The 13,098-nt window shown below is 59.6% G+C and carries 8 protein-coding genes, 8 pseudogenes and 1 other annotated feature; of the genes and pseudogenes, 8 read left to right on the top strand and 8 right to left on the bottom strand.

The window, feature by feature from the left end; all coding sequences use genetic code 11:
- A pseudogene (locus tag NKH49_RS33515) lies at positions 1-156 on the bottom strand (DNA-binding response regulator); the annotation flags it as partial.
- On the opposite strand from NKH49_RS33515, the gene NKH49_RS33510 reads away from it, so the two are divergent.
- Entirely contained in the window at positions 107-511 is a 405-nt protein-coding gene (locus tag NKH49_RS33510) for a phosphopantetheine-binding protein (RefSeq protein WP_081730999.1), read from the top strand. The pseudogene NKH49_RS33515 and the gene NKH49_RS33510 sit on opposite strands and share 50 nt — an antisense overlap.
- A gap of 105 nt (positions 512-616) precedes the next feature.
- Here the strand turns inward: NKH49_RS33510 and NKH49_RS33505 are convergent, their stop codons facing one another.
- The 3 genes and pseudogenes from NKH49_RS33505 to NKH49_RS33495 form a co-directional block, all read right to left on the bottom strand.
- The gene (locus NKH49_RS33505; protein ID WP_023679572.1) at positions 617-1,234 is read right to left on the bottom strand and encodes a hypothetical protein; all 618 of its coding nucleotides are present in this window, start codon (positions 1,232-1,234) and stop codon (positions 617-619) included.
- A complete protein-coding gene (locus tag NKH49_RS33500; RefSeq protein ID WP_031194388.1) occupies positions 1,234-1,413 on the bottom strand; it encodes a hypothetical protein in 180 nt (59 codons plus the stop codon). The genes NKH49_RS33505 and NKH49_RS33500 overlap by 1 nt, the downstream gene beginning before the upstream one ends.
- Positions 1,410-2,140, bottom strand: a pseudogene (locus tag NKH49_RS33495) (IS6 family transposase). Before NKH49_RS33495 ends, NKH49_RS33500 begins: the two are co-directional and overlap by 4 nt.
- Positions 2,141-2,433: 293 nt before the next feature.
- Between NKH49_RS33495 and NKH49_RS33490 the strand changes: the two are divergent.
- From NKH49_RS33490 to NKH49_RS33480, 3 genes and pseudogenes are all read left to right on the top strand, one after another.
- Complete coding sequence (locus tag NKH49_RS33490; RefSeq protein WP_023679574.1) at positions 2,434-2,811, top strand: hypothetical protein; 378 nt, start codon at positions 2,434-2,436, stop codon at positions 2,809-2,811.
- 230 nt (positions 2,812-3,041) lie between these two features.
- A pseudogene (locus NKH49_RS33485) lies at positions 3,042-3,205 on the top strand (DUF1403 family protein); the annotation flags it as partial.
- A 50-nt stretch (positions 3,206-3,255) separates the two neighbouring features.
- Positions 3,256-3,965, top strand: a pseudogene (locus NKH49_RS33480) (IS6 family transposase).
- A gap of 127 nt (positions 3,966-4,092) precedes the next feature.
- Here NKH49_RS33480 and NKH49_RS33475 read toward each other — a convergent pair.
- On the bottom strand, positions 4,093-6,012 hold the full coding sequence (locus tag NKH49_RS33475; protein WP_352726342.1) for a potassium transporter Kup: 1,920 nt from the start codon (positions 6,010-6,012) through the stop codon (positions 4,093-4,095).
- Positions 6,013-6,095: 83 nt separating this feature from the next.
- A pseudogene (locus tag NKH49_RS35070) lies at positions 6,096-6,230 on the bottom strand (IS6 family transposase); the annotation flags it as partial.
- A gap of 285 nt (positions 6,231-6,515) precedes the next feature.
- On the opposite strand from NKH49_RS35070, the pseudogene NKH49_RS33470 reads away from it, so the two are divergent.
- A pseudogene (locus NKH49_RS33470) lies at positions 6,516-7,415 on the top strand (IS3 family transposase); the annotation flags it as partial.
- Positions 6,767-6,883, top strand: a sequence feature (AL1L pseudoknot). Its footprint overlaps the pseudogene before it by 117 nt.
- Here the strand turns inward: NKH49_RS33470 and NKH49_RS33465 are convergent.
- Positions 7,394-8,828, bottom strand: a pseudogene (locus NKH49_RS33465) (IS30 family transposase). The pseudogenes NKH49_RS33470 and NKH49_RS33465 overlap by 22 nt on opposite strands.
- Before the next feature lie 43 nt (positions 8,829-8,871).
- Between NKH49_RS33465 and NKH49_RS33460 the strand changes: the two are divergent.
- The 3 genes and pseudogenes from NKH49_RS33460 to virD4 all read left to right on the top strand — a co-directional run.
- Positions 8,872-9,174: pseudogene (locus NKH49_RS33460) on the top strand (transposase domain-containing protein); the annotation flags it as partial.
- Positions 9,175-9,475: 301 nt separating this feature from the next.
- Positions 9,476-10,252 (top strand): hypothetical protein, encoded by a 777-nt coding sequence (locus NKH49_RS33455; RefSeq protein ID WP_245260339.1) that lies wholly within the window; start codon positions 9,476-9,478, stop codon positions 10,250-10,252.
- Between the two features lie 247 nt (positions 10,253-10,499).
- Positions 10,500-12,245 carry a type IV secretion system ATPase VirD4 gene (gene virD4 / locus NKH49_RS33450; RefSeq protein ID WP_352726340.1) on the top strand — a complete coding sequence of 582 codons (1,746 nt, stop codon included), beginning with the start codon at positions 10,500-10,502 and terminating at the stop codon, positions 12,243-12,245.
- Between the two features lie 692 nt (positions 12,246-12,937).
- On the opposite strand, the gene NKH49_RS33445 is transcribed toward virD4, so the two are convergent.
- The coding region (locus tag NKH49_RS33445) for a winged helix-turn-helix domain-containing protein (protein WP_352757567.1) at positions 12,938-13,098 on the bottom strand (161 nt) is incomplete at its 5' end.

Below are 13,098 nucleotides of genomic sequence, written 5' to 3'. Positions count from 1 at the left end.
CCTAGGTTAAGGTCAACAACCACGAGATCGACTGGCTCACGTGAAAGAACATAGTCAAACTGCTTGCTATCGTGGACTGCGGTTACCTTCAGGGCATGCATCGGCGATGAGGCGCCGCATTGCGGCATCATCGTCAATGACAAGAACATGTTTCAACGGCACACCTCGTTTTGGGGGTTGCGCCCCGATCAGGGTTGCATTACCTGAATCTGCAAGCAAAAGGCATGTATTAGTGATGACATTACTTGAAATTGAACAACTGGTTCTCAAAACCCTCAACGCTCTAGTTGCCGAAAAAGTAGAGGTGTCGATGACAACCAGAATGCGGGATCTCGGCCTCGACAGCCTCGACTATAACGAGCTTGCTACGGCGATCGAGAGCCGACTTGGCTGGTTTGTCGACGATTACAAGCTCTGGCAATACGAGTCCGTAAGGCATGTCGCCGACGCCGTCGCCAGTCAGGAGTTGCGCACCGCGGAACCACCAGCAGTGCGGCAAGTGCTGGAGTAGTGCTGTAGGCACAGGTTACGGTGAGGGCAGCTTGGGCGGCGGTAGCTATTGCCATTGCTCCGCTGTGGTTTCTATTCGTGACTGGTGTGTTTGAGAACTGTTGGGTCAGCCCGGTCCATGTCGCAGTGCCGATGCCCCCTTGGTGGCGTTGCCCGCAATTGCGATCGCTGCGCCCAGGGCACCAATGCTGACGGTCGTTGTCAGGCCACCCGTTGAATTGTTGTCAGAGGCAACAGTGCCCACCACACCATCCCAATTGGTGGTCGTATAGACCGACATGTAGTCACGGAACACGCTCTCACTATACGTGGTCACGATCGTTGCCGTCGTACCGGTTGGCACGAGGGCTGACCACACTGACAGATAGACCACACCAGAATTGAAGATGCTTTCCACCTGAGCGAGAAGGGTGGCAGCCACACCCCCAATCGTCATACTGTTGACGGTCACTGCACTTTCGGTGTCAGTGGTCTCAGTTGTCACGATGACACGACGATTAGCGTGTGGCGCGACAAGAAGCGGAATGCTGGTGTGGGTGTAAACGGTCGTGGCAGTCGAGTCTTCGTGAGTGCCATTGAAGACCAGATCTATCGGGAACATTTTCTCCCAGACGCCCGAGCTGCGCACATAGACCTGTCGAGCCTTGGTCCAGAGGCTTGAGATTTTCACCCATACGGCGCTGGCCGCCCCCCAGACCCCGGAGGCTTTGACGTAAAGGGCCATTACGGCTGCACCCAGAAATCACCGTCCACGCCGCCAGAAGGGGCAGCGGCCGAGATCGTGACGCTGCGATTTGCCATCGTGCCGACGCCGAGAAGCGCCTTGGTCTGGGCAATGGACTGCGGTCGACGATAATTGTCCCCGGTGCCGTCACTCGACACGCGACCGACGAAGCTCGTCACAGCGTCGGCACCTGTGGCGTAGGTCGAGCGGTACAAACGCGTCGTGATATCACCAGCGCCATCGCGCTGAGGCGATGAACATGTATGGCGAGAGCAGAACGTTTGGGGCGGGGCGGGACGAAGAGGTTGCGGAGGGCTGACAAGGTCGAGACGAAGCGTTGCAGGCCTCCCGGCGATCGGACCCCTGCATCATCCGCTCCCGTTTTCGCGGCGGCACATGGGAATTCTCCGCTCCGTTGTTCAACCCCTTGTGCGACCGGTGCTTGACGTCCGGCATCACCTGTCGCTTTGCCGCTCCATACGAGCGCAGCTAGTCGGTGATCATGCGCTTCGGCGCGAGCCCCTGCTTCTTCAACAGCCGCGTCAGCAAGCGCTTGGCGGCCTTGGTGTTGCGGCGGTTTTGCACGATTTCGTCCAGCACATATCCATCCTGGTCGACGGCGCGCCACAACCAAAGCTTTTTGCCGGGCGATGGTGACGACCACTTCGTTCAGGTACCAGACATCATTCCGGCACGGCGGCTTGCGGCGCAAGCAGCGAGCGCAGTCCAGCCCGAACTTGATGCCCCACCGGCGACTTGTCTCATACGAAACCACGATGCCGCGTTCCAGCAGCATTTCCTCAACCAGGCGCAGGCTCAGCGGAAACCGGAAATAAAGCCAGACCGCGTGGGCGATAATAGGCGGCGGAAATCGGGGGGCGTGTAGCTGACGGCGGGCGTATTCATGCCCCCGGCGTCCATGTCGCAAATCTTGACGATTGCTTTGTGTGTCAAGCCCGCCGCAGTCTCAACGCGTTCATATGCAGACATTGTGAAAATCGCCCTATTCCGCCTTTTTTTACCGCCCCTTAAGTCCCCCGCTCGCATGCTTGTCGATGCCATTGAACTCATAGCCATCGGCCAAGGATTTTGGAAAATATGTTTCCGCTCGCAGCAGAAAACGTGAGAGTCGCTGTAGGCCTAACGTTAAGGGGAGAGAGCGGTTTGATTGGACGAAATGGGTACCGGAGTACCGAGTCATGAAGCCACGAGGTAATCTGGTCCGACTGAAGCAATTTCAGGTGAATGAGAAGCGGCGACAGTTGCACCAGCTAGACATCATGATTGCCGATTTCGAACGCATGGCGCGAGAACTGGACTTCCAGTTAAACGCCGAGGAAACGAAGGCCGGCATCTCCGATGTCAATCATTTCGCTTATCCGACGTTCGCCAAGGCCGCTCGCCTACGTCGTGACAACGTCAAGAATTCGCAATCGGACCTTCTGCGGCAGAGAACCGCAGCCGAGCCATGCCTCGCCGAGGCTGAAGCAGAGCTCTCCAAGGCGCAAATGCTAGAATCGCGCAGCGGCAGAGGCCACGACCTCGAACCCGGCAACCGAAGCGCCATGATCGGCTGAGCCGGATGGCTTCAGCGCGCCTCATTCGCGACACCCGACTGGCCGTTGGCGCGCGAGAGGCGTGCGGGCACTGTAAAGATATCAGCGTCTTGATGCAGCGATAGCTGGTCGGGACGGCTGTCATGCTGCGGCGACATACGCGATTTTGTTCCAGATTTGCATGGCGGCGTTACGCAGGTATTGGGGGAAAGTGGAACTGGTTGGCAATCGGATCATCGGCGAACCGCTGCCGGCGGATCGGCGCCTGGCGGCAACGCCTGGCGCTTTCGGCGGCGGCGGTAACGGCAAAGCAGGCTGGCCGCGTCGAGGATGAAGCGGCACCTGCGCGATGCCGTTCTGCTCACGGCCGGGAGACGGGGTCGGCCCCGCCGGCCGGATGCTGCTCGCTTGGCGCGGCATCGTAAAGTCAACCGACAGCTTATGAAGATGTGCGTACATTGGGCCATGTCAGAAGTTGCTCGTGATCCGCTCTATGGTCGCCACCGCTTTCCCGCCGAGATCATTGCGCACGCGGTATGGCTCTACTTTCGCTTTCCGCTCAGCCTGCGCATGGTTGAGGACATGCTGGCGGCCCGCGGCATCATCGTCACGCATCAGACCGTTCGAAGCTGCGCGGAGAAATTCGGACGGCATTCCGCCCAGGAGATCAATATCAGCCGGCTGCCTGGGCGACAAATGGCATCTCGACGAATGTGTCGTGGCTATCAGTGGCAAGAAGCAGTGGCTCTGGCGTGCCGTCGATCAGGACGGCTTCGTCCTCGAAGTGCTGGTACAAAGCCGCCGAAATGCCAAGGCGGCAAAGCGTCTGATGCGCAAGTTGCTGAAAGCTCAAGGGCGGACACCACGGATCATGATCACCGACAAGCTCCGATCCTATGATGCCGCCATGCGCGACCTCATGCCCGGCGTCGAACACCGGTCGCACACAGGCCTGAATAATCGAGCGGAAAATTCGCACCAGCCGACCCGACGACGCGAAAGGATCATGAAACGCTTCAAGTCGGCACGCCAGCTTCAGCGGTTCGTTTCCATCCATGATCCGATTGCCGACCTGCTCACTTTCCCTGCAATGCGCTGTCATCGGCTCAACATCGAGACCTGCGTAACGCCCCATGCAAATCTGGAACAAAATCGCGTGTGTCGCCACAGCGTGACAGCCGTCCCGGCCAGCTATCGCTGCATCAAGCCGCTGAAACTTACAGTGCCGGGCGCGCTGCTACCTGAATTTCCTTACCGCTCAATCAATGTGACAGCACCGATTCTTCTCAACCGCGGCATGCCCTAAATCGTCACTTGCGTTCCGATCTCGACGACGCGTCCGGTCGGGATCTGGAAGTACTCCGTCGCGTCGGCCGCCGTACGCGCCAGGCCGATGAACAACCGGTCCTGCCACACCGGCATGCCGGAATTGGGCGAGGCCTTGAGCGAACGCCGTGACAGGAAGAACGAGGTCGTCATGATGTCGAACTTCCAGCCTTGCTTGCGGCAGATCGCCAGCGCGCGCGGGATGTTCGGCTGCTCCATGTAGCCGAAGGTCAGCGTCACCCGCATGAACAGCTCGTTGACCGTCTCCATCTTGACCCGGTCGCTGTCGGGCACCACCGGTTGCGGCGCGGTCACCACCGAAAGGATGACGTTCTGCTCGTGCAGCACCTTGTAGTGCTTCAGGCTGTGCATCAGCGCGGTTGGCGCGCTGAGTGGATCGCTCGTCAGGAACACCGCGGTGCCGGACACCAGCTGCGGCTTTTTCTTCAGGAGATTGCCGGCGAGGAAATCGAGCGGGATTTCGTTGCGGCGGGTCTTGTCGAACAGATAGCGGCTGCCGCGCACCCAGGTCCACATAGCCAGCACAATGGTGAAGGCCACCGCCAGCGAAGCCCAGCCACCCTCGAACACTTTGACGATGTTGGAGGCAAAAAAGCCGACATCGATGAAGCCGAACAGCGCCGTCATGGCGACCGCCACCCACAGCCGCCATTTCCAGATCCGGGTCATGACGACGAACAGCAGCACCGTCGTCACCAGCATGTTGCCGGTCACCGAGATGCCATAGGCGGAGGCGAGCTTGCTCGATTCGCCGAAACCGACGACCAGCAGCATCACCGCCAGCGCCAGCAACAGATTGACGCGCGGCATGTAGATCTGGCCCGACTGCTTCTCCGAGGTGTGCAGGATTTCCAGGCGCGGCAGCATATTGAGCTGCACCGCCTGCCGGGTCAGCGAGAAGGCGCCGGAGATGACCGCCTGGCTGGCGATGACAGTCGCGGCCGTCGCCAGCACGACCATCGGGATCAGCGTCCAGCCTTCGTTCATCTCGAAGAATGGATGGCCGACGACGCCATTCTTGGCCAGCACGAAGGCGCCTTGCCCGGCATAATTGAGCAGCAGGCAGGGAAACACGATCGCCAGCCAGGCCAGCACGATCGGCTTGCGGCCGAAATGGCCGAGATCGGCATAGAGTGCTTCGGCGCCGGTGACGGCGAGGAAGATGGCGCCGATGGTCACGAAAGCGACGTCGGGCGAATTGATCAGGAAGGCGACGATGTAGTGCGGGCTCACCGCCCACAGGATTTCCGGATCGGCGATGATGTGGTTGAGCCCGGAAAGGCCAATTGCCAGGAACCACACCGCCGTCACCGGGCCGAACACCAATCCTACCCCGCCCGTGCCGAAGCGCTGCACCGCAAACACCATGGCAAGAATGACCAGTGTCAGCGGCACGACATAGGGCTGGAAGGTCGGCGTGACGACATTCATGCCCTCAACCGCCGACAGCACCGATATCGCCGGTGTGATGACGGCATCACCGAAGAAAAGCGATGCCCCGACGATGCCGATGCCGAGCATCAGCGCCGAGCGCTTGGGGAAACTGCCGCGCGCCAGCGCCATCAGCGACAGCACGCCGCCCTCGCCGCCGTTATCGGCGCGCAGCACGAACATGATGTACTTGATGGTGACGATGATCGTCAGCGACCAGATGATCAGCGACAGCACGCCGAGGATATCGCCGCGCTCGGCGACATTGCCGCCCGACGACGCCACCAGCGCCTCACGGAACGCGTAGATCGGGCTGGTGCCAATATCGCCATAGACAACGCCGAGCGCGCCTAGCATCAGCACCTTGGGGCTTTGCTGTTCGATTGCCGGATGGCTCGACTGTTCGACGGGTTCTGCCTCGCTACCAGTATTGGTAAGGACCATGGACGACACTCCGATAAGGGGCGGCCCTCTACCTTTGCTGCACTGCAATATCAAGTGCCGCGAGGTAATGGCTCCGTATGCGGACCGCATTTGTTGCCGCACCGGCGGATTGTCTCATACGAAACCACGATCCCGCTCCCGGGCCATTTCCTCGACGAGACACAGGCTAAAGGGGACCTGAAGGAGGGCCAGACCGGATGGGCGATGATCTGCGGCAGGAAACGATGGCGCTGCTTGTAGCTGACGGCATATCTTTCTCCTTTGTGTGTCTGCCAGACGAGCGGGCGGGCACGGAAGTGGTCGCGCTCTGGCTGCCAGACATACTCGTCCAACCTGATGAAAACCTGACTTGTACACCCAGCCCAAACAGGTGCGAGGGGTCGGTCTATTACCAAAGGCTCTGAGGGCTGATTCTCTAGGGTTCCCGCCCAGATTGATCCGTGACCCTTGTTGTGTGCCGCCCCGGGTTGATCGGAGGCTCCAACTCCTGAGAAGGTGGAACCATGACAAGCAAGGCGACCAACAAGTTCTCTCCCGAGGTCCGGACCCCCCGCGGTGCGGCTGGTTCTGGATCACGAACGCGAGCATACGTCGCGGTGGGCGGCGGTTTCATCGATCGCCGCCAAGATCGGCTGCAAGAAAGCCGAGCGTGACGGCGGCGTGCGCGCCGGAGTTCCCACGGATGCTGCGACGAAACTGAAGGCTCTGGAACGCGAGAGCCGCGAGCTTCGCAGGCCAACGAGAGCAAGGCTTCCGCGTATTTTGCCCAGGCGAAGCTCGACCGCCGGTTCAGGCCACGATCGCGTTCATCGACGATCACCGCAAGGCGCATGGGGTTGAGCCGATCTGCAAGGTGCTGCCGATCGCCCCGTCGACCTACCACGACCATGTCGCCAAGCGCGTCGACCCCTGCCGGCTGTCGGCTCGGGCAAGATGGGATACAGCCTCGAAGGATGAGGTCCGACGGGTTTGAGGCGAACTTCCGCGTCTACGGCATTCGCAAGGTCTGGCGGCGGTTGCGTCGCGAGGGCTTCGAGGTCGCCCGCTGCACGGTTGCCCGCTTGATGAAGGCCATGGGCCTCGAAGGCATCGTCCGCGGCAAGCCGATCCGCACTACGGTGAGCGACAAGGCCGCACCTTGCCCTCTCGACCACGTCAACCGCCAGTTCCATGCTCCGGCGCCGAACATGCTGCGGGTCTCCGACTTCACCTGCGTCGCGACCTGGACGGGCTTCGTCTATGTCGCCTTTGTCATCGACACCTATGCCCGTCGGATCGTCGGCTGGCGGGTGAGCCGGACGGCGCATGCAGCCTTCGTTCTCGATGCCCTGGAACAGGCTCTCCATGATCGGCGGCCCGCGCGGGGAGGCGGGCTCATCCATCACAGCGATAGAGGCAGCCAAGGCGGATTCAACCGGATCGTCGCAACACCGGCATCATACTGTCCCCCAAGGAGCTGGTCGAGGAGTTCGGCAGGTGTTTTCCAGCCGAGCGTTTTGCGCGGTCTTGTGTTGATAGCATGGGCAACTGCGTCCAGTTCCCGGGCTGTGTGCCGACTGAGATCCGTGCCCTTTGGAAAGTACTGTCTCAGCAAGCCATTGGTGTTTTCGTTGGAGTCTCGCTGCCACGGGCTTGGGGATCGCAGAAGTAAATCTCGAGCCCGGTGTCGATGCGCAGGTCGGCTGCTGCGCCATTTCCGCTCCATGGTCCCAAGTCAGCGACTGACGCAGCTGCTCGGGAAGTTTGCCCATGGATCGGGCTATGGCTCTGCGGACTGCTTCAGCGCCGTGGCCTGCAAGTGGTGGACCGTTCTTGATGCGCAGGCTCTGCTGATAGCCATGCATGCGCGGCAGGTGAAGCACGCATTGTGAAGCGTGAACTTCGTTCCACGAGCGTACCGATCGCCTAGCTTCCGAGGCCAAGGATGAGGTCGCCTTCCCAATGTCCGGGGACAGCCCGATCGGCAATTTCGGCCGGACGGTCGCTTATTATAAGGGCGTCTCCAATGAAGGACTTGTTGCGAACTCGGGCCCGTTCGCGCGGTACGCGCGTTCGCGCGGTACGCGCAACGCTCGGCCTGAACGCAGACATGCGGTCAGTCCTCGGCGCAATGCTCCGCGTCCTTGAATGTACAAGGACTGATAGATCGTCTCGTGGCTGATCCGCATGGTTTGATCCTCTGGGTAATCGATCTGAAGCCGATTTAGCGATCTGCTCGGGGCTCCAGGCTGCCGACCACCTCCGGCTCTGTCGTTTTTTCCATACCCACCTTGGGGCCCTCGAATGAGGCGCCATTGGGGTTGGTGACTTTGCCGGCCAAGCGCTCCTCAACATATTCACGCAGAGCCGGATTGACCGCCAGCTTGCCAGGAGGCCGCCGGGACTCACGATCGGCGTGCCATTGGGCGGCACTGGCCGGTAATCCAGATTGCCGCTGCGCGTCGCGGCATTGCGCCTGACCTCCCGCGAGATTGTGCTCGGCGGCCGACCTAGTTTACGAGCAATGGCCCGGATGCCGATTCCCTTGGCAAGCTCAAGCGCAATATCCTCGCGCTCCCGAAAGAAAGATATCGCCCCGAAGGCGGCTTCGCCCACGGCGCCAAATGCGTTGGCGGCATCCCTCCTGCACTCCGAAACCAGCGCGGACCAAGAGGCGTTGATGTACCGGCATCCAGTGCGGCCTCCTCGCTCGAATGTCCCAAGGCAATAGCTTGCCAGAACCGGAAGCGATTCTCACGCTGCCAGGCAGGCGGACGCCCGGGCGAATCTAGCTTCTTTCGAGTGCACCGATCTGAAGCGCGTTGGTGAACCGTCATTGCAACCTCCAATCCCTTGGTGTTGCGACGACCGGTTGAATCCGCCCAACACGTCAGCATTCAATACACCGAGCGCTTGGCGGAGGCCGGCGTCGAACCCGCAGTGGGCAGTGTCGGCGACTCTTTCGATAATGCTCTCGCGGAAACGATCATCGGTCTTTTCAAGGCCGAGGTGATCCATCGACGCGGACCCTGGCGCTCATTCGAGGCCGTCGAGTTCGCCACGCTCGAATGGGTCGACTGCTTCAACAATCGCTGGCTGCTGGAGCCCATCGGCAACATCCCGCCGGCCGAAGCCGAGGAACGCTACTACGCCATGTTGGATGAACCAGCCATAGCCGCGTGACTCAAACGAAACGGCCACCGGAATGCCCGGGGCAGTTCACATCGCATTTGATGCCAGCTTCATCGTATTTTCTTCGGCTTGGACGGGCACTTGGCAGACCCACAGAGCTGGGAACCCTTTGCCATACTACAACTGTAACATCATATCGGTTTAGCAGGTCAAGCTTCGGTGGTAACCTCATTGGGTAGAATAACTACTTTGGAGGCGAGCAATGGATCGCGATAACAAACGGGCACGTGCAGCTGCAAGATCATCTCAAGGCGTGGGGAGCAGTAGCCTCCGTGACGTTCCAGAGGGGCCATTGAGCGATGTTGCAGAACGGCTGGTAACCGCTAACCCGCGCGATACAGCGCGAAATCTTGGGGGCTTCAAAGGCCTCGGGACGCACGAGCGAACAGCCGTTCGGGGCACTCAACCCGGGCCAGAAACTGACCTCGCGAGATTTGAAAGGCGGACCAATCGGCTTGGACGATCAGCCATCGATCTGGCCGCGACATTAACAGCCGAATTGGGGTACAGCACGGATGACATAGCATTGCAGAAAGTCGGAGCGGCCAGTAATCTAGGCGATTACCTAACGCCAGGGCTGCAAGATGCTATTGTTAATCGCATTGGCAACATGGATCCGCCGTCGCAAGCTCTCGGAGCTTATTACGTTGCGCCACACTTCAGTAAGTTTACTGACGAAAACAAATCTCGCATTCTTGATCAGGCCATTGGATTGGCTTCTTCTGATCCGGATGGCAATGTCAGGATGATGGCATCCAATGCTATTCTCAACATGTATCAACAGTTAGACGCAAATCAACAGGCCCAAGCTCACTCAGTTTTTCCCGGCATGCAAGACATCTTGCCGCACATGCCGCCGCCGCAGCATGCAGCAGAGGAACGGAGTGCGAATCTGGACGGCCACATAGCAGGTATTGAGGCTGCAGTCCGTGATACAGTAGGCCCGCAAACCTCCTATGAACAGCTGCAGCGGGGTGCTCAAATCGGGCGGTCCATAAACCACGCCTTCAATCACGCCCGAGAGGACCTAATGGAGGCCACCAGAAGCAGAGATCGCTCCGGCCGTTGAGGTCTCGGCCATGGTACAGTGACGCTTTCTCTCCCGAAATCCGTTTACGGCCTTGCCGTTTCCAATTCGCTGGCCGTTGACGTACCTGCTTAGTGTAACTTTCAAAACCCACGTCTGCCGGGTGATGCGCTGCAAGCATCGCACCACCCACTGCGGCATCGATCTGTCGAGCGGCGACATCGCGCGACGCCGGTTCGGTCTCTGAAGCACGCGCAGCATTAGCTACGGCTAATCCGGCAATGGAACAATGCTTTCAACAAAAACGACGCCCCCCAACATAGCCATTAGCATCGCGTGCTCACTCGCCGTGGGCTTCTGTGCGGCAAGTCTTTACGCAACCTTCCGCCACGGCGGCAGCGGCGAGGCTCTGATGGCGTTTGATGTCCGTGCCTTTTGGTTTGAGACGCCCTTCTATTTGGGTTTCGCAACCCCCGTTTTCTATCGGGGCGCGGCTATCGTGCTCTCGACGTCCGCGGTCGTCTTGCTGATTCAGCAGATCGTATTGCGCCGCAAGCTCGAACACCACGGGACGGCTCGTTGGGCTCGAGTGGATGAAATGCGACGCACGGGATATCTGCGACGATACCGTGGCGTGACAGGGCCGGTGTTTGGGAAGACAAGTGGCCCTTTCTGGCCTGGCTACTACCTGACAAATGGCGAGCAGCCTCACAGCCTCATCGTTGCACCGACCCGCGCTGGCAAGGGCGTCGGCATAGTCATTCCAACGCTACTTACATTCAAAGGCTCGGTGATAGCTCTGGACGTCAAGGGGGAGCTCTTTGAGCTCACCTCGAGGGCGCGCAAAGCCGCAGGTGACGACGTGTTTAAATTCGCGCCGCTGGATTCGGAGCGGCGCACAAACTGCTACAATCCGCTGTTGGATCTTATAGCGCTGCCTCCACAGCAGCAATTCACCGAAGCCCGCCGCTTGGCCGCAAACCTGATTACGGCCAAGGGGGAGGGCGCGGAAGGTTTCGTCAGCGGCGCGCGAGATATCTTTGTCGCGGGAATCCTTGCCTGCATCGAGCGGGGCACGCCAACAATCGGCGCCGTCTATGACCTCTTCGCCCAGCCGGGGGAGAAGTTTAAGCTCTTCGCGCGACTCGCCATGGAGACCCAGAACAAAGAGGCACAACGCATCTTCGACGACATGGCGGGGAACGATACGAAAATCCTAACCTCCTACACTTCCGTGCTCGGCGATGGCGGGCTCAACCTGTGGGCGGATCCCGCTGTAAAGGCGGCCACAAGTCGCTCGGACTTTTCGGTCTATGATCTTCGCCGTCGCAGAACGTGCATCTATCTTTGCGTTGGTCCGAACGACCTTGAGGTGATCGCGCCTTTGATACGCTTGTTTTTTCAGCAAATCGTTTCAATTCTGCAGCGGTCGCTGGCCCGCCGGGATGAAAAGCACGAGGTTCTCTTCCTGCTCGACGAGTTCAAGCACTTGGGTAAGCTGGAGGCGATCGAGACCGCAATCACGACTATCGCGGGCTACAAGGGGCGTTTCATGCTCATCATCCAAAGCCTTTCGGCACTGACGGGAGCTTATGGAGAGGCTGGCAAGCAGAATTTTCTCAGCAATACCGGACTGCAAGTGTTCATGGCCACGGCTGATGACGAGACTCCGAACTACATTTCCAAGGCCATCGGTGAATACACGTTTGAAGCCAAATCGATTTCCCACAGCCAGGCGCGAACGTTCGACTGGACCATTCAGAATTCCCATCAAGGTGCACCGCTATTGCGTCCCGAACAGGTTCGGCTGCTCGATGACGACTACGAGATTGTTCTCATCAAAGGTCTGCCACCATTAAAATTGAGGAAGGTGCGTTATTTCTCGGATCGCATTCTGAAACGCATCTTTGAAAGCCAGACAGGCGCCCTCCCGGAGCCGGCGCCCTTGATGGGAGCAGAGGAGGCGCTCTCCGCAGAATCTCAACTCGATGACCCGCTGTGTGAATTGGCGCAGGACTTTGACGATACAGTTTGATGTGAGGCTAGTGTGGACCCGCGAAATAGCAATCCATCCCGTGTAACAGCTTTGTCGCAGGTGCAGGACGCCGGCTTGGAAGACGGGCAAGCGGTCCAGGCCCGGCGAGCGGGCTTTGAGCAGCACGTGTCCGAGGCGCTCCGGCCGCTGTTCGATGGTCGAGCTGACGAGCCGCCAACCGATCCAGAGGAGCTTCTGCGACTGGAACAGGGGTTTCGCGAGGTGCTTCAGCGAGGGCAGGGTCATCAAGCCGCCTCGTCTTTTTTCAGCAACCCAGGGATGCCCGCTGGACGGGATGACCTCAACAGAAGCGTGTCGGAGGCTTTCGCAAGCTCTGGGACGCCGGAGTTCGGGCCGCCGCCCCCAGTCTTGGCTGCCAGCGAACAGCAGATCCGCCCTTCGCCGGATGCGCTTGACCAGGGCAACCACCTGCCACCCGAGTGAGTCGTCCCAACAATGAACATTCCCCAGCGCTGTTGTGGCCAGCGGAGACGCAGAGGGCCCTGAATACGCCGCAAGCCGTCGCCATTCAGCAGCAGCTGAGCGAAATCGGCAATTCAGGCGGCCGCGTGCATATGCAGAGAGGCGCTGATGCGATCTCCGGACCGGTAGCTCTCGCCGTAATTGATCAGGCTGGTACTGTTGGAAGGCTTGATCAGCCTCGTCACCCCAATCTCCAGCATAGCTCACTGTCACGCGGCCAACGTGCCTCCGTAGCTAACATCTACGTCAGCGTTGAAGAAGTACCCTGCGCCACGGGATGTTTTGACCAGGCGAGGGTTGGCCGCATCAGCCTCCAGCTTTCGGCGCAAGCGCATGATTAGGACATCGATACTTCGATCGTACACCTCTT

Origin of the sequence: Mesorhizobium sp. M1088, assembly GCF_040318575.1 — a bacterium.
Classification (GTDB): Bacteria; Pseudomonadota; Alphaproteobacteria; order Rhizobiales; family Rhizobiaceae; genus Mesorhizobium.
This window is presented reverse-complemented; position numbering and strand designations above follow the sequence as displayed.